The sequence below is a fragment of the Enterovirga sp. genome, assembly GCF_035325185.1.
Lineage (GTDB): Bacteria > Pseudomonadota > Alphaproteobacteria > Rhizobiales > Beijerinckiaceae > Enterovirga.
Window position 1 is genome coordinate 1 of record NZ_DAOLAJ010000039.1, and the last position, 15,152, is coordinate 15,152.

The 15,152-nt window shown below is 70.0% G+C and carries 15 protein-coding genes; 11 read left to right on the forward strand and 4 right to left on the reverse strand.

The features are described from left to right. Positions 1 to 800: 2-oxoacid:acceptor oxidoreductase family protein (locus PKD06_RS09675; RefSeq protein WP_324379945.1), on the reverse strand; the 800-nt coding region annotated here is incomplete at its 3' end. Beyond that, positions 785 to 2,593: an FAD-dependent oxidoreductase gene (locus tag PKD06_RS09680; protein ID WP_324379947.1), complete on the reverse strand. Its 1,809-nt coding sequence runs from the start codon at positions 2,591 to 2,593 to the stop codon at positions 785 to 787. The genes PKD06_RS09675 and PKD06_RS09680, both read right to left, overlap by 16 nt. 287 nt (positions 2,594 to 2,880) lie before the next feature. On the opposite strand from PKD06_RS09680, the gene PKD06_RS09685 reads away from it, so the two are divergent. The 8 genes from PKD06_RS09685 to PKD06_RS09720 all read left to right on the forward strand — a co-directional run bounded on the left by PKD06_RS09685 (position 2,881) and on the right by PKD06_RS09720 (position 9,946). Next, on the forward strand, positions 2,881 to 3,441 hold the full coding sequence (locus PKD06_RS09685) for a sigma-70 family RNA polymerase sigma factor (protein WP_324379949.1): 561 nt from the start codon (positions 2,881 to 2,883) through the stop codon (positions 3,439 to 3,441). A gap of 44 nt (positions 3,442 to 3,485) precedes the next feature. Beyond that, complete coding sequence (locus PKD06_RS09690; RefSeq protein WP_324379951.1) at positions 3,486 to 4,187, forward strand: hypothetical protein; 702 nt, start codon at positions 3,486 to 3,488, stop codon at positions 4,185 to 4,187. A gap of 83 nt (positions 4,188 to 4,270) precedes the next feature. Beyond that, positions 4,271 to 5,245, forward strand: a complete 975-nt coding sequence (locus tag PKD06_RS09695; RefSeq protein WP_324379953.1) for an aliphatic sulfonate ABC transporter substrate-binding protein — start codon at positions 4,271 to 4,273, stop codon at positions 5,243 to 5,245. Positions 5,246 to 5,350: 105 nt separating this feature from the next. After that, entirely contained in the window at positions 5,351 to 6,166 is an 816-nt protein-coding gene (locus PKD06_RS09700; RefSeq protein WP_324379955.1) for an ABC transporter permease, read from the forward strand. Beyond that, on the forward strand, positions 6,166 to 6,945 hold the full coding sequence (locus PKD06_RS09705) for an ABC transporter ATP-binding protein (RefSeq protein ID WP_324379957.1): 780 nt from the start codon (positions 6,166 to 6,168) through the stop codon (positions 6,943 to 6,945). The genes PKD06_RS09700 and PKD06_RS09705 overlap by 1 nt, the downstream gene beginning before the upstream one ends. 9 nt (positions 6,946 to 6,954) lie before the next feature. After that, positions 6,955 to 7,464: an OsmC family protein gene (locus PKD06_RS09710; RefSeq protein ID WP_324379960.1), complete on the forward strand. Its 510-nt coding sequence runs from the start codon at positions 6,955 to 6,957 to the stop codon at positions 7,462 to 7,464. 643 nt (positions 7,465 to 8,107) lie between these two features. Beyond that, on the forward strand, positions 8,108 to 9,268 hold the full coding sequence (locus PKD06_RS09715) for a type III PLP-dependent enzyme (RefSeq protein WP_324379962.1): 1,161 nt from the start codon (positions 8,108 to 8,110) through the stop codon (positions 9,266 to 9,268). Positions 9,269 to 9,379: 111 nt separating this feature from the next. Then, positions 9,380 to 9,946 (forward strand): N-acetyltransferase, encoded by a 567-nt coding sequence (locus tag PKD06_RS09720; RefSeq protein WP_324379964.1) that lies wholly within the window; start codon positions 9,380 to 9,382, stop codon positions 9,944 to 9,946. Between the two features lie 27 nt (positions 9,947 to 9,973). Here PKD06_RS09720 and PKD06_RS09725 read toward each other — a convergent pair whose 3' ends face one another. Next, positions 9,974 to 10,702, reverse strand: coding sequence for a pyrimidine 5'-nucleotidase (locus PKD06_RS09725; protein ID WP_324379966.1), 729 nt, complete (start codon positions 10,700 to 10,702; stop codon positions 9,974 to 9,976). Positions 10,703 to 10,783: 81 nt separating this feature from the next. Next, on the reverse strand, positions 10,784 to 11,188 hold the full coding sequence (locus PKD06_RS09730) for a hypothetical protein (protein WP_324379968.1): 405 nt from the start codon (positions 11,186 to 11,188) through the stop codon (positions 10,784 to 10,786). A 136-nt stretch (positions 11,189 to 11,324) separates the two neighbouring features. Between PKD06_RS09730 and PKD06_RS09735 the strand changes: the two genes are divergently transcribed. The 3 genes from PKD06_RS09735 (at position 11,325) to pstS (ending at position 15,020) form a co-directional block, all read left to right on the forward strand. Beyond that, a complete protein-coding gene (locus PKD06_RS09735) occupies positions 11,325 to 12,548 on the forward strand; it encodes an MFS transporter (protein WP_324379970.1) in 1,224 nt (407 codons plus the stop codon). A gap of 32 nt (positions 12,549 to 12,580) precedes the next feature. Beyond that, positions 12,581 to 13,801, forward strand: a complete 1,221-nt coding sequence (locus tag PKD06_RS09740) for an ATP-binding protein (protein ID WP_324379973.1) — start codon at positions 12,581 to 12,583, stop codon at positions 13,799 to 13,801. A gap of 178 nt (positions 13,802 to 13,979) precedes the next feature. Continuing rightward, the gene (pstS, locus tag PKD06_RS09745; RefSeq protein ID WP_324379975.1) at positions 13,980 to 15,020 is read left to right on the forward strand and encodes a phosphate ABC transporter substrate-binding protein PstS; all 1,041 of its coding nucleotides are present in this window, start codon (positions 13,980 to 13,982) and stop codon (positions 15,018 to 15,020) included. The last annotated feature ends 132 nt before the right edge of the window (positions 15,021 to 15,152 follow it).

Here is a 15,152-nt window from a genome sequence, read left to right on the forward strand (position 1 = left end):
TCCGCCACCGAGGTCGAGGGCGTGATCGGATACCAGGCCGCGACCGTCGCCCCGCCATAGACGCAGCCGAGGGCTGCCGCGTCGTTGCCCTCGATGAAGATCCGGTTCCCCACCGCATCCGAGCGCTCGACCTTGAGGCCGATCTCCGGCAGGTGCTCGGCCGCATAGGCGCGGCCGATTTCCAGCGCCTCGTAATTCGGCGGGATCAGCTTGTCCTTGCCCCGGAACTGCTCGGCGATGAGCTGGCGCAGCACCTCCGTCTCGACCCCGAGCAGATGGCCGAGCGCCCCGACATAGATGATGTTCTTGAAGAGCTGGCGCTGGCGCGTGTCCTGGTAGCGGGCATTGGTGAGCTGCGTCAGCGGCATGCCGATGACGGTGACGTCGGAGCGGAACTTGGACGGCGGCATGGGCCGCGTGGAATCGTAGAAGAGATAGCCGCCCGGCTCGATCGAGGCGACGTCCCGGTCCCAGGTCTGCGGGTTCATCGCCACCATGAAGTCGACGCCGCCGCGCCGGCCGAGATGCCCGTGGCCCGAGACCCGCACCTCGTACCAGGTCGGCAGGCCCTGGATGTTCGAGGGGAAGATGTTGCGCGAGGCGATGGGCACGCCCATGCGCAGGAAGGAGCGCGCGAAGAGCCGGTTCGCGCTCGCCGAGCCCGAGCCGTTCACATTGGCGAACTGGACGACGAAATCGTTCACCGCCCGCAGCGGGCTCGCTCCCTCCGGGCGCGGCGCGGGCGCCTGCCGCGAATTCGGCCGCGGCGATTCCGCCGGGTCGCTCAGGCTCTCGCGCATCCGCTCCTCCGGGCTTCCCTGTCCGCCGCATGGGCCATGGTGATGAGGGATTTCTGCATGTCCCAGGCGCCGGTCGGGCAGCGCTCGGCGCAGAGCCCGCAATGGAGGCAGACGTCCTCGTCCTTCACCATCACCCGCCCCGTCTTGAGGTCGCGCGAGACGTAGAGCGCCTGCTCGCGGTTGAGGGCGGGGGCGGCGAGGCGCCGGCGCAGGTCTTCCTCGGGCCCGTTCTGGGTGAAGGTGATGCAGTCGGTCGGGCAGATGTCGGCGCAGGCGTCGCACTCGATGCACAGGCTCGAGGTGAAGACGGTCTGCACGTCGCAATTCAGGCAGCGCTGCGTCTCGGCATAGGCGAGGGCGCGGTCGAAGCCGAGTTCCACCTCGACCTTGACGTTCTTCAGCGCCACTTCCGGCTCCTGGAGCGGGACGGCCCGGCGGCTCGCGAGCGAGACGTCGTTGTCGTAGCTCCATTCATGGATGCCCATCTTCTGGCTGGCGAGGTTCAGGTGCGGCGGCGGCCGCTCGGCGAGATCGAGCCCCTGGCAGAAGCGGTCAATGGAGATCGCGGCCTCGTGGCCGTGGGCGACGGCCCAGATGATGTTCTTCGGCCCGAAAGCCGAATCGCCGCCGAAGAACACCCCCGGCCGCGTCGACTGGAAGGTCGCCTTGTCGACGACCGGCATGCCGCGGCGGTCGAATTCGAGGCCGAGATCGCGCTCGATCCAGGGAAAGGCGTTCTCCTGGCCGACCGCGACGAGGACGTCGTCGCAGGGGATCGTCTCGTCCGGCTCCCCGGTCGGGACGAGTTCGCGCCGGCCCTGCGCGTCCCGTTCGGCCCGGACCTTCTCGAACAGGATTCCCGTGAGGCGGCCGTTCTCGTGCAGGAACGCCTTCGGCACCCGGTAGTCGAGGATCGGGATGCCCTCGTGCATCGCGTCCTCCTTCTCCCAGGGCGAGGCTTTCATCTCGTCGAAGCCCGAGCGCACCACCACCGTCACGCTTTCGCCGCCGAGGCGCCGGGCCGTGCGGCAGCAATCCATGGCCGTGTTGCCGCCGCCGAGGACGACCACGCGGCGCCCGATCCGGTCGACATGCTCGAAGGAAACGTTGGCGAGCCACTCGATGCCGATATGGATATGGGCTGCGGCCTCGCGCCGGCCGGGAATGTCGAGGTCGCGCCCGCGTGGCGCGCCGGTGCCGACGAAGACCGCGTCGAAGCCTTCCGCGAGCAGGCCCTTCAGGCTCCCGACCCGCTCGCCGTAGCGGGTCGAGATCCCGCCCATGTCGACGATGTAGCCGACCTCCTCGTCGATCACGCTCTCCGGCAGGCGGAAGCGCGGGATCTGGCTGCGGACCATGCCGCCGCCCCGCTCCTCGGAATCGATCAGGGTGATGTCGTAGCCGAGGGGCGCGAGGTCGCGCGCGACGGTCAGCGAGGCCGGCCCCGCCCCGACGAGCGCGATGCGCCGGCCGTTTCGCGAGTCCGGCGCCTTGGGCAGGAGGCCGGCGACGTCGCCCTTGTTGTCGGCGGCGACCCGCTTCAGGCGGCAGATGGCGACCGGCTGATCCTCGACCCGGCCGCGCCGGCAGGCCGGCTCGCAGGGCCGGTCGCAGGTGCGCCCGAGGATTCCGGGAAAGACATTGGAGGTCCAGTTGACGAGATAGGCGTCGGCATAGCGTCCGGCCGCGATCAGGCGGATATATTCCGGCACCGGCGTATGGGCCGGGCAGGCCCATTGGCAATCGACGACCTTGTGGAAGTAATCCGGCCCGCTCGTATCGGTGGGCGCCATCCCCGAGGCGGCGCTTCCCGCGCCTGCCGACACGACACGCCGGCCGGCGCTCCCTTGGACTGCCATTATCTCGCCTCTTCAGGGCGTTGGAACCGGGCGGACCTTAAAACAAGAATCCCTAAAAAAAAGCGCGACTTTCGACGCGCCCGCGGCGCGGATCGCCGCAGGCTTTCGTCCCCGCTTTCCGTCATGGCCGGGACCCCGGCCGGGCGGCTTGCCGCCGCCTTTTCTTTCCGCTTCTGATGAACCTTCGGCCGTCGCCGCGACACTCATGGGAGCCGGTGGAGATGGATCCTGCCTCCGATGCCGCCCTGATCCGCCGCATCGCGTCCCGGGACCAGACCGCCATGCAGGCTCTGTACGGGCGCCATCATCTGCGCGTGTTCAGGTTCCTGCTGCGCATCGTGCGGAACGAATCCGCCGCGGAGGACCTGATGAGCGACGTGTTCGTGGAGGTGTGGCAGCAGGCCGGGCGCTTCGAGGAGCGCGCGGCGGTCACGACCTGGCTGCTCTCGATCGCGCGCTTCAAGGCGCTCTCCTCGCTGCGCCGCCGCCGCGAGGTGGAGCTCGACGAGGACGCGGCGGCCGGGATCGAGGACGAGGCCGATACTCCCGAGGTGACGGCCCAGAAAGCTTCCAAGGCCGAGGCCATGCGGGCCTGCATCGCGAAGCTGTCGCGGGAACATGCCGAGGTGATCCAGCTGGTCTATTATCACGAGCAGAGCGTCGAGCAGGTCGCAACCGTCCTCGGCATCCCCGAGGCGACCGTGAAGACGCGGATGTTCTATGCCCGCAAGCGCCTCTCCGAACTGCTGAAGGCGGCGGGGATCGACCGGGGTTGGCCATGAGCGCACCGCAGAACCCGCCCTCCCGTCCGAACGAGGATCGAGATATGAACGCCTCCGCCGACGAGGTCGACCTCCTCCTGCCCTGGTATGCCGCCGGCACGCTGGCTCCCGGCGAGGCGAAACGGGTCGAGGAGGCGCTGGCGCGCGATCCGGCGCTGGCCCGGCGCCTCGCCCTGGCACGCGAGGAGATGGACGAGGCGATCGGCCTCGCCGAGAGCATGCCCGGCCCGAGCCCGCGCGCCCGCGAACGCGTCTTCGACCGCATCGCCGCGATCGAGGATGCCCGGCCGGCCGGCCTTGCGGATCTCGGCAGGGCGGCCTCGGCGCGGGTGCGCGAGAGCGGCTTCGTCGGCCGCCTGCTCGATCTCGTCTCCGGCCTCGCCCCGCGCAAGCTCGCCTATGCCGGCCTCGCCGCCGCCCTCCTGATCGCGGCCCAGGCGGGGATCATCGGCGGCCTGCTCGCGGGCCGCCAGGGCGGGGCGACCTACGGCACGGCCTCCGGGCCCCGCGTCCCGGCGGGGGAGGGGACCTATGCGCTCGTCCGGTTCACGCCCGGGGCCGGCATGGACCGCGTCTCGGCCGTGCTGGGCGATCTCGGCGCCTCGATCGCGGACGGGCCGCGGGCCGGCGGGTTCTATCGCGTCCGCATCGCCACCCAGGCCGTCCCGGCAGCGGAGCGCGACCGCCTGATCGCGCGGTTGCGCGAGGCGCCGGACGTGATCGTCTTCGCCTCCCCCACGCAATAGAGCGCGGGGAACGCAGAAGCAGGCGTGTTTGACAAATCGGACGCTTTGTCCTTTTAGAAGGACAAAGCTTTCGGAGACACGCCATGACCTTCTCTCGCCGCGCGCTCGTCGCGCTCGCTGCCGGGCTCGCGCTCGGCGCCGCCGTTCCGGCGCAGGCGCAGGGTCCGAAGGAGATCCGCATCGACTTCGCGACCTACAATCCCGTGAGCCTCGTCCTGAAGGACCAGAAGCTCCTGGAGAAGGCGTTCGAGAAGGACGGCATCACGATCCGCTGGGTGCAGACGCTCGGCTCGAACAAGGCGCTCGAATTCCTGAACGCCTCCTCGATCGATTTCGGCTCGACGGCCGGCTCGGCGGCGCTCGTCGCGCGGATCAACGGCAACCCGATCAAGTCGGTCTACGTTTATTCGCGCCCCGAATGGACCGCACTGGTGACGCGCAAGGATACCGGCATCACCAAGGTCGAGGACCTGAAGGGCAAGCGCGTCGCGGTCACGCGCGGCACCGATCCGCATATCTTCCTGGTGCGGGCGCTGGCCGATGCGAAGCTGACGGAGAAGGACGTCAAGCTCGTCCTCCTCCAGCATCCCGACGGGCGCCTCGCCCTCGAGCGCGGCGACGTCGACGCCTGGGCGGGCCTCGACCCGATGATGGCGGCGGCCGAGATCGAGAGCGGCGCGGTGCTATTCTATCGGAAGCCCGAGGCCAATACCTGGGGCATCCTCAACGTGCGCGAGGATTTCGCCAAGGCCAATCCCGACATCGTCCGCAAGGTACTCTCGGTCTACGAGGAGGCGCGGCTCTGGTCGCTCGCGCATCCGCAGGAGCTGAAGCGCATCTTCGCCGAGGTCACCAAGCTCCCCGCCCCGGTGGTCGACCGGCAGATCGACCAGCGCACCGAGCTGACCCACAGCGTGATCGGCGCCCCGCAGCGCGAATCGATCCTCGCGGCCGGTCTCGCCCTCCAGGCCGCCGGCGTGATCGATCCGAAGGTGGATGTCGCATCGACGGTGGATGCGCTGATCGATCCGAGCTATCTCGACAAGCCCAAGAACTGACACCTTCGGTGTCGTGGCCGGGCTCGTCCCGGCCCTCCCGATGGAAAGGACGCCGGAAGGCAGCGTCTCATGAGTGCAACCGGAATGGCCGGGACGAGTCCGGCCATGACTCTTTCAGAGGATGAGGCATCGCCGGGCGAGACGGTTTCCGCACGGCGCCGGTTCCCGCTGCCCCTGGGTCTTCTTCTTCCTCTCGTCCTGGCCCTGGGCTGGGAGGGGGTGGTGAGATTCGGCCTCGCCAGCGGGCGGCTCATGCCGCCGCCGAGCCACATCCTCGCGACCCTCTGGTCGCTCGCGGCGAGCGGGGAACTCTGGACGCATCTCTGGGCGACGACCTGGCGCGTCGCGGTCGGGTTCGGGCTCGGGGCGGCTGCCGGCATCGTGCTGGGCGCCCTCTGCGGGGCGAGCCTCCTGGGGCGCCGGCTGCTCGATCCGACCCTCCAGGCGTTCCGGGCCATCCCCTCGATCGCCTGGGTGCCGCTCTTCATCCTCTGGCTCGGGATCTTCGAGGCGTCCAAGGTGACGCTGATCGCGGTCGGCGTCTTCTTCCCCGTCTATCTCGGGGTGATGGGGGGCGTCCTCTCGGTCGACAGCAGGCTGGTGGAGGCCGGCGGCGTCTCCGGTCTCTCGGGGGTGGCGCTCGCCCGCCGCATCCTCCTGCCGGCCGTCCTGCCCGAGGTCGTGACCTCGCTCCGCTCCGGCCTCGGCCTCGGCTTCATGTTCGTCGTCGCGGCCGAGTTCATGGGCGCCTCGGAAGGGCTCGGCTATCTCCTCGTGGACGGCCAGCAGCTCGGCAAGCCCGACCAGATCCTCGCCGCCATCATCGCCTTCGCCCTGCTCGGCAAGCTCTCCGATTCGCTCCTCGTCGCCGCGACCGCGCCGCTCGTGCGCTGGCAGGACAGGCACCGGGGCCGGCTCTGATGCTGGCGATCGAGCGCCTGTCGAAGACCTATGCGGACGGCACCGTCGCCCTGTCCGGCGTGACGCTGGGCGTGCGTCCGAGCGAGATCGTGGCGCTGATCGGCGGCTCGGGCTGCGGCAAGACCACGCTGCTGCGCCTCCTCGCCGGCCTCGACGAGGCGACGGACGGCGCGATCCTGCTCGACGGGACGAGGATCACCGAGCCGCATCCGAGCGTCGGCATCGTCTTCCAGGAGCCGCGTCTCCTGCCCTGGCTCACGGTCGCGCAGAACGTTTCCTTCGGCCTCGGCAGGCGTGGGCCCGAGGCGCGGGACAGGGTGGCCCATGCGCTGGAGAAGGTCGGCCTCGCCGAGCATGGCGGGCGCTGGCCCAAGGACCTCTCGGGCGGCCAGCAGCAGCGGGTCGCCATTGCGCGCGCCTTCGTGACGGAGCCGAAGCTGCTCCTCCTCGACGAGCCCTTCTCGGCGCTCGACGCCTTCACACGCGCGAGCTTGCACGAGCATCTCCTCGGGCTCTGGGCGGAGAAGCGGCCGATGGTGGTGCTCGTGACCCACGATGTCCCCGAGGCCGTCGCCCTGGCCGACCGCGCCTTCGTCATGCGCCCGCGTCCCGGCCGGATCGACGACGAGATCGCGCTCACGCTGGCGCGGCCGCGCGGGCGCTCCTCGCCCGCCTTCGAGAACGCTACGCGCCAGCTCTACGCCTCTCTGGACCGCTCGCTCAAAGCCCCCGATAAGGCGGGATCGCGCGGCGCCGAGCCGACCGCGCTCTGGTGGTAGGAGACGGATATGGATGCGACGGCTTTGCGCGAGATGCAGGCCCCGATCAAGGAGCGCTACCGGGAGGCGCCGGAGGCGGCCGTGATCACGCTGAAGGCGCAGGGCGAGATCGACGACGCCTCGATCGCCTGCAAGGTCGAGACGGGCAAGGCGCTGGCCGTGGCGGGGCTCCATCCGGCGACCGGGGGCTCGGGCGCCGAGCTGTGCTCGGGCGACATGCTGCTGGAGGCGCTGGTCGCCTGCGCCGGCGTGACCCTGAAGGCGGTCGCGACCGCGCTCGAGATTCCGCTGCGCCGGGGCGTCGTGAAAGCGGAGGGCGATCTCGATTTCCGCGGCACGCTCGGCGTCGACAAGGGGGCGCCGGTCGGGTTCCGGGCGATTCGCCTCGATTTCGACATCGACACAGATGCGCCGCAGGAGAAAATCGACCAGCTCCTCAAGCTGACCGAGCGCTATTGCGTCGTCTTCCAGACCATCAACACCAAGCCCCGGCTCGACGTCTCGCTGACGCGCGCCTGATCGGAACGGCATCGCGCGTGGACGGCTGCTCCGAAGCCATGAGATATCCGCAAGGCTGACATTTTTGGCACGCTCCGCGCATGGCTGTGGATCGGGCCGCCATGCCCTTGTGCTCTGGAATCCAGGTCCCTATATGGGCCCTGCCCAATTTCGCACGTGCCTGTGGCCGCGTGTCGGTTGGTGGGTATCCGGACAAGAGGCCGGACAGCCGCCAGGGGCCTAAGGAGCGATGGTCGACAGGGGTGGATCCCTTCGGCCGGCGCTTCAGGTGGACCGCTTGCGGTCCCACCGGGCCCCGACAACAACCGGCAGCCGGAGGGTTAAACCGGCGAACCCCGCTCTCCACGGGGGACGTAGCTTGAAGCAACGACGGACGGGCTTTTTTGGTCTCGCGCGCCCTCCAAAGGCGCGCACCGAAGAGGCTTGTTTCTCCTTGCCAAAAGTGCGGACGGGGTCTCCCCATCCAAACGAAGGCAGCATCGTCGGCTCGCCGACACTGGCTCGCATCCGTGTCTCCACAGCACGGGCCGGCCAGCGAGGCGATTCCGAAGACGCCGGGCGGGCGACCGCCTGAATTTCAGCCCGGGGACAGGCGACCGCGGAGCGGCGCCGCGCCCCGATTGAAACCTTTGGGATGGGTTCGATGACCGAGCGCATTCGTGACTTCCTGCGCGACCGCCGCGCCGCCGGCATCGAGGACGGGCCGGTCCTCGTCGTCGATCTCGACGTGGTTCGCGAGAACTATGCCAAGTTCGCCCGCGCCCTGCCGGATACCCGCGTCTTCTACGCCGTGAAGGCGAATCCCGAGCCGAAGCTGCTGGCGCTCCTCGCCAATCTCGGCTCGTGCTTCGACACGGCCTCGGTCGCGGAGATCCAGATGGCGCTCGCGGCCGGCGCCACGGCCGATCGCATCTCGTTCGGCAACACGATCAAGAAGGAGCGCGACATCGCCCGGGCGATGCAGCTCGGCGTGCGCCTCTTCGCGGTCGATTGCGAGGCCGAGGTCGAGAAGATCGCCCGCGCCCAGGCGGCGACGGGGGCCGAGGACGTGCGCGTCTTCTGCCGCATCCTGTGCGACGGCGCCGGCGCGGAATGGCCGCTCTCGCGCAAGTTCGGCTGCGAGCCGGATCTCGCGATCGACGTGCTGGAGCACGCCCACCGCCTCGGGCTCGAGGCCTACGGCGTCTCCTTCCATGTCGGCTCGCAGCAGGCCAATCCCGAGGCGTGGGACGGGGCGCTCGCCTCCGCCTCCCGGATCTTCCGGGAGTTGGCGGAGCGCGGCATCCGGCTCTCGATGGTCAATCTCGGCGGGGGCTTCCCGACGAAGTACCTGAAGGACGTCCCGGCGGTCGAAGCCTATGGCGAATCGATCTTCCGGGCGCTCTCGAAGCACTTCGGCAACCGCCTGCCCGAGACGATCATCGAGCCCGGCCGCGGCATGGTCGGCAATGCGGGGATCATCGAATCCGAGGTCGTGCTCGTCTCGCAGAAGAGCAAGGACGCGGACGAGATGCGGTGGGTCTATCTCGACATCGGCAAGTTCGGCGGCCTCGCCGAGACGATGGACGAGTCGATCCGCTACGACATCCGCACCGCCCATGACGAGGACCGGCGCGTCCCCTGCGTGCTTGCCGGCCCGACCTGCGATTCGGCGGATGTGATGTACGAGAAGACGCCGTATTGGCTGCCGCTCTCGCTCGAGATCGGCGACCTCGTCCATATCGAAGGGACGGGGGCCTATACCTCGACCTACTCGTCCGTCGCGTTCAACGGCCTGCCGCCGCTCCGAACCTACGTGATCTGACGCCTCCCGCCTCTCCCCCAAGCGGGGAGAGGCACCTTCTCCTTTCATCTCCCGAACGGCCTGCCGCGGCAGGCGCGAGGGCTGTCGCTCGCAAGGCGAGGAGCACGGCCAATGTTCGACATCCGTCACGAGATCCCCCAGGACGTCCCGGCCCGGGAAGCCTTGCTCGACCGCTGCTTCGGCGCGGGGCGCTTCGCCAAGACCTGCGAGCGCCTGCGCGAGGGCCGGCTGCCGGCAGAGGGACTGGCGCTGACCGCGACGCGCGGGCAGGCGCTCGCCGGCACGATCCGGCTCTGGGACGTCGCGGCGGGACCGGACCGCTCCGCGCTCCTGCTCGGCCCGGTCGCCGTCGCGCCCGAGATGCAGGGGGAGGGGATCGGGGCGAGGCTGGTCCGCGAGGCGCTCTCGCGCGCCGCCGCGTCCGGCCACCGGGCGGTGATCCTCGTCGGCGACGAGCCTTATTACCGGCGCTTCGGCTTCGCGCGGGGCCCGGTGGAGGGCCTGTGGCTTCCGGGCCCGGTCGAGATCGAGCGCTTCCTCGGGCTCGAGCTTGCGCCGGGCGCCCTCGCGGGCGCGAGGGGCTGCCTGTCCCCGACCGGTGCCGCCATGCCGCTTCCCCCTTCCGAACTGCTCCCGCGCGCTGCGAATGCGGAAGGCGCGCGCCTTCGGGCGGCTTGATCGACACCCACCCGCCCGCTCTTTCTGTTATGGCCTGCCCCGATCCGGCAGATGCTCGAGGAAGCGAGCGAGGTCGCTCGTGACGTGGTCCACATGCGGGGCGTGGACCGCTTCCTGCTCGCCGGCCTCCCGGAACGGGTCCGGGGTGGTCGGCACGACGAGGCAGGTCGTCATGCCGAGGTCGTGGGGCACGACGAGGTTCTTGGCGATGTCCTCGAACAGGGCCGAGCGCGCCGGATCGACCTTGTGGCGGTCGAGGAAGCTCAGATAGGCGCGCCGCTCGGGCTTGGGCACGAAATCGGCCGCGGCGATGTCGAAGACGTCCTCGAAATGCTCGTAGATGCCGAGCTTCATCGCGACGTTCTCGGCGTGCTTGCGCGAGCCGTTGGTCAGGATCAGCTTCCGGCCGGGAAGATGCGCGATCGCATGGCCGAGGAGAGGATTGAGCTGGATCGCCGAATGATCGATGTCATGGGCGAAATCCAGGAAATCGGCCGGATCGACATCGTATTCGTCCATCAGCGCGCGCAGGGTCGTGCCGTAGCGGTGATAGAAATACTTCTGGAGAGAGCGGGCCGACATGCCGTCGAGGCCGAACATCTCCATGATGTAGAGCGTGATGCGCTCGTCCACCTGCGGCCAGACGCGTGCCTCGTGCGGATAGAGCGTGTTGTCGAGGTCGAAGACCCATGTCTCCACATGCCCGAAGCCGCGGGGCGCGGGCGAGGAGATGCGAGAAGAACCGGATCGCGTCATCGCGGACGAAAAGGGGGCCGTCGCGGCCCCGTGCGATTCCTTATTTAGGCTCGGAGGCTTGCGGGCGGAAGAGCCTTGTCCTCAGCGCGAGCAGCGATAGGCCGTGCCGGCGACATAGGACCAGTCGTGATAGATGCGCCGGCTCAGGAGAAGGTCGCTCGCGCCGAGCGAGAGCGCCGCGTCCCGCATCACCTCCAGCGTGACGGCGAAATTGGGCCCGACGATCTCCCCGCTCGGAATGGGATGAGCCGTGTCGCCCGGACGCGGATAGGACAGGACCGGGGTGGTGAGGTCGGAGAACCGATAGGGGCCGACGCCGTCGGTGCGGGTATAGCCGACAGCCCCGAGCCTGCGGCAGCTCGCAACGTCGGCCGGCGAGGTGACGTAGCGGATCGGGTCCGGTGGCACCGCGATATAGCCGCAGCCGCCCGTCGCCAGGGCGAGACAGAACGGGGCGATCCGGGTCAGGCGAGAAAAGGTCAGCATCGGCCGGCGCGTCGGGATTCCCTGGGCCGCATCGCGGAGCCCGTCCGCTTTCACCTAAAGGCCGGCCCGACTCTTCACAATCGCCTTCGGGGTTGGGGCGCGCTATCGAGGGGCGAGTGTGGCGGGAAGAGCGCGCATGGAGACGACGAGAGGCTCGGCCTGGGCGCTGCTGGCCGAGCCCGATTTCGCCCGCTTCTGCGGCGCCCGCTTCCTTGCCGGCTGCGCTCTCCAGATGCAGAACGTCGCGATCGGCTGGCTCGTCTACGAATGGACGCGATCGGCCCTCGCCCTGGGTTTCGCGGGGCTCGCGGCCTTCCTGCCGGCGGTGGGGCTCGCCCTTTTCGCAGGCCATGTCGCGGATCTCTTCGACCGCAGGCGCATCGTGGCCACGGTCTATGCGGTGCAGGTCGTGGCCGCGCTCGGGCTCCTCGCCTGCGCGCTGGCCGGAAAGGCCGCCCTGCCAGCCGCCTACGCCCTGATCGTGCTCTCGGGCGGGGCGCGGTCCTTCGGCAATCCCGCCTCCCAGGCCCTCCTGCCCAATCTCGTCGCGCGCGAGCTGTTCGGGCGCGCGATCACCCTCGCCTCGACCTCCTGGCAGACGGCCACGATCCTCGGGCCCGCGATCGGCGGCTTCCTCTATGTCGCCGGGCCCCGCTTCGTGTTCGGCACGGTGGCGGTCTTCTTCGCCTGCGCCTCGCTCGCCATCGCCGCGATTCGCCACCGGGCGCCCCCGGCCGAGCGCCGGGGGGCTTCCTGGTCGGGGCTGCTCGCGGGAATCGGCTTCGTGCGCTCGCGTCCCATCCTGCTCGGCGCGATCTCGCTCGACCTCTTCGCCGTGCTGCTCGGCGGTGCGACCGCCCTCCTGCCGATCTTCGCCCAGACCGTGCTGGAGACGGGGCCCTGGGGCCTCGGCCTCCTGCGCAGCATGCCGGGAGTGGGGGCGGTGGCGATGTCGGCGCTGCTCGCCACCTTTCCGATCGAGCGCGAGGTCGGGCGAAAGCTCTTCGCGGGGGTGGCCGTCTTCGGCCTCGCGACGGTCGGATTCGGCCTTTCCGCGAGCCTGCCCTTGTCCATGCTCTGCCTTTTCGCGGCGGGGGCGGCGGACACGATCAGCGTCGTCGTGCGCCAGACCCTCGTCCAGGCCGAGACGCCGGACGGCATGCGCGGGCGCGTCGCGGCCGTGAACTCGATCTTCATCGGCGCCTCCAACGAACTTGGCGAGTTCGAATCGGGCGTGCTCGCGGCCTGGCTCGGGGCGGTGCGGGCCGTCGTCCTGGGAGGGGTCGGAACGATCGCGGTCGCGGCGGCCTGGATCCATCTCTTTCCCGCGCTGTGGCGGCGCGACCGGCTGGTCGAGTGACGGCGATGCGAGCAGGACGGCCGGCGGAGATCTTGCGGGGGCGGGGGGCCGCTTTCGCGGCTTTGGCCGTGATGGCCGCCTTGGCTGGTTTCCTGTCCTGGCGGAGCGAATGGGCGCCCGCGGCCGGCGCGGTCCTGGGCGCGGCGCTTCTCCTGCGCGTGGTCCGTGAGCGCGGGACGAGTGGGGCCGAGAGGCCCGCGCGCCGCGAGGCGCCGGGGGGAGGGGGCGGCGACATCCTGGCCGCCTGTCCCGATCCCGTTGTCACCGTCGACGGCCGCGGCATCGTGACGGGCGCGAACGAGGCGGCGCGAGCCCTCATCCCGGCCCTGAGGCAGGGGGAGCCGCTGGCCCTTGCCCTGCGCGCGCCAGAGGTGCTGGAGGCGCTCCGGGCGACCGCGCGGACGGGGGAGGCGTGCGATGTCGAATATGGGGCGCGCACGCCCGGCGATCCCTTCCTCGCCGTCCGCCTGCGGCCGCTCGAGGGGCGCTCCGCGGCCGTCGCGCTCTTCTTCGTCGATCGCACGCGGGAGCGCCGGGTCGAGGCGATGCGGGTCGATTTCATCGCCACCGTGAGCCACGAGCTGCGCACGCCGCTCGCCTCCCTCGTCGGCTTCATCGACACCCTGGAGGGGCCGGCGCGGAACGATCCGGCCGCGCGCGGGCGCTTCCTCGGCATCATGCGCGACCAGGCGAACCGCATGGCCCGCCTCGTCGACGACCTGCTCCAGCTCTCGCGCGTCGAGCTGAACGAGCATGTCGTGCCCACCGAGCCGGTCGATCTCTCCGCCCTCGCCGCGCAGATGGGCGAGGTGATGACGCCGCTCGCGCATGAGAGGGGGGCGACGATCAGGCTGGATGTCGAAGATGGGTTGCCGCCGGCGAGGGGCGACCGCGACCAGATCCTGCGCGTCGTCGAGAACCTCGTCCAGAATGCCCTCAAATACGGGGGTGCCGGCGAGGTCGCCATCCGCACCCGCCTGTCCGAGGACGGACGCTGGGTGCGGCTCTCCGTCGCCGATCGCGGGCCGGGGATCGCGCCTGAGCACCTGCCCCGCCTGACGGAGCGCTTCTACCGGGTGAGCGAGGCCGAGAGCCGGGCGCGCGGCGGCACCGGGCTCGGCCTCGCCATCGTCAAGCATATCGTCGGCCGCCACCGCGGGCGGCTCTCGATCGAGAGCGCGCTCGGCAAGGGGACGACAGTCCTCGTCCAGCTTCCCGTCTTCACGGGGCAGGGGCGTCCGCCGGGGGCCTGAGACGGGCCCTGTCATTCAACTGTCATGGCAGAGTCATAGGGATGCGACGGCCGGGTCGTAGGGGTCCGGCACCGAAGGCGAAGACGCCTCGGCGAAGGCCGCCCATGACGAGCGGCGGAACGCGATCCCGCCCGGCGGGACGCGATCCCGCCCGGCGGTGGCCGACATGGAGCCTAGAATGAACAAGCGATTCTTCCTCGCGGCCGCCTCGGCCGCGATCCTGGGCACGACCGTGCTCGCCTCCCCCGCCGTCCGGGCGCAGGAGGTCAGGGACATCACCGGCGCCGGCGCGAGCTTCCCCTTCCCGGTCTATGCCAAGTGGGCGGAGGCCTATAAGGCCGCGACCGGCGTCGCCGTGAACTACCAGTCGATCGGCTCGGGCGGCGGCATTCGCCAGATCAAGGCGCGCACGGTCGATTTCGGCGCCACCGACGCCCCCCTCAAGGCCAAGGACCTCGACGAGGGCCGGCTGATCCAGTTCCCGACCGTGCTCGGCGGCGTCGTGCCGGTCGTCCACATTCCCGGCATCGAGGCGGGCCAGGTCAAGCTGACCGGCGAGGTCCTGGCCGACATCTATCGCGGCGAGATCAAGAAGTGGAGCGATCCGCGCATCGCCTCGCTCAATCCCGGCGTGAAGCTGCCCGACACCACCATCACCCCGGTCTACCGCTCGGACGCCTCGGGCACGACCAGCATCTTCACGACCTACCTTTCCGAATCCTCCGCCGCCTTCCGCTCGGCGCTCGGCGCGAACACCGCGATCGACTGGCCCGTGGGGCAGGGCGGCAAGGGCAACGAGGGGGTCGCGGCGACCGTCAAGCAGGTCCCGAACGCGATCGGCTATGTCGAATACGCCTATGTGAAGCAGAGCAAGCTCCCCTACGTCCTGCTCCAGAACAAGGAGGGCAAGTTCGTCGCTCCCGAGGGCAAGGCTTTCGCGGCGGCGGCGGCCGGCGCGGATTGGAGCGCGGCTCCCGGCTTCGGCATCTCGCTGACCAGCCAGCCGGGCGCGGCCTCCTGGCCCATCACGGCCCCGACCTTCGTGCTCCTGCCCAAGGAGGCCAAGGATCCCCGCCGGACGGCCGAGGTCGTGAAGTTCTTCCGCTGGGCGCTCGAGAAGGGCGGCCCGCTCGCCGAGGAACTCGACTACGTGGCCCTGCCGCAGAAGCTCGTCGCCGAGATCGAGAAGACCGCCTTCAGCGAAGCCAAGACGCAGTAGGCTGAATTTTGGGGTGCCCCCTTCCACCGCCCTTCGGGCGGTCCCCCTCCCCCGTTTCACGGGGGAGGAACCAGGTCGGCGTTTCGATCCTCCCCCGCGAAGCGGGGGAGGGGGACCATGCGAAGCATGGTG

Excerpts from the sequence above, each read along its gene's own strand:
- pstS (WP_324379975.1), top strand. The coding sequence starts at position 13,980 with ATGAACAAGCGATTCTTCCTCGCGGCCGCCTCGGCCGCGATCCTGGGC.
- PKD06_RS09715 (WP_324379962.1), top strand. The coding sequence starts at position 8,108 with ATGACCGAGCGCATTCGTGACTTCCTGCGCGACCGCCGCGCCGCCGGC.
- PKD06_RS09700 (WP_324379955.1), top strand. The coding sequence starts at position 5,351 with ATGACTCTTTCAGAGGATGAGGCATCGCCGGGCGAGACGGTTTCCGCA.
- PKD06_RS09695 (WP_324379953.1), top strand. The coding sequence starts at position 4,271 with ATGACCTTCTCTCGCCGCGCGCTCGTCGCGCTCGCTGCCGGGCTCGCG.
- PKD06_RS09720 (WP_324379964.1), top strand. The coding sequence starts at position 9,380 with ATGTTCGACATCCGTCACGAGATCCCCCAGGACGTCCCGGCCCGGGAA.
- PKD06_RS09685 (WP_324379949.1), top strand. The coding sequence starts at position 2,881 with ATGGATCCTGCCTCCGATGCCGCCCTGATCCGCCGCATCGCGTCCCGG.
- PKD06_RS09680 (WP_324379947.1), bottom strand. The coding sequence starts at position 2,593 with ATGGCGCCCACCGATACGAGCGGGCCGGATTACTTCCACAAGGTCGTC.
- PKD06_RS09690 (WP_324379951.1), top strand. The coding sequence starts at position 3,486 with ATGAACGCCTCCGCCGACGAGGTCGACCTCCTCCTGCCCTGGTATGCC.
- PKD06_RS09705 (WP_324379957.1), top strand. The coding sequence starts at position 6,166 with ATGCTGGCGATCGAGCGCCTGTCGAAGACCTATGCGGACGGCACCGTC.
- PKD06_RS09710 (WP_324379960.1), top strand. The coding sequence starts at position 6,955 with ATGGATGCGACGGCTTTGCGCGAGATGCAGGCCCCGATCAAGGAGCGC.
- PKD06_RS09735 (WP_324379970.1), top strand. The coding sequence starts at position 11,325 with ATGGAGACGACGAGAGGCTCGGCCTGGGCGCTGCTGGCCGAGCCCGAT.
- PKD06_RS09730 (WP_324379968.1), bottom strand. The coding sequence starts at position 11,188 with ATGCTGACCTTTTCTCGCCTGACCCGGATCGCCCCGTTCTGTCTCGCC.
- PKD06_RS09725 (WP_324379966.1), bottom strand. The coding sequence starts at position 10,702 with ATGACGCGATCCGGTTCTTCTCGCATCTCCTCGCCCGCGCCCCGCGGC.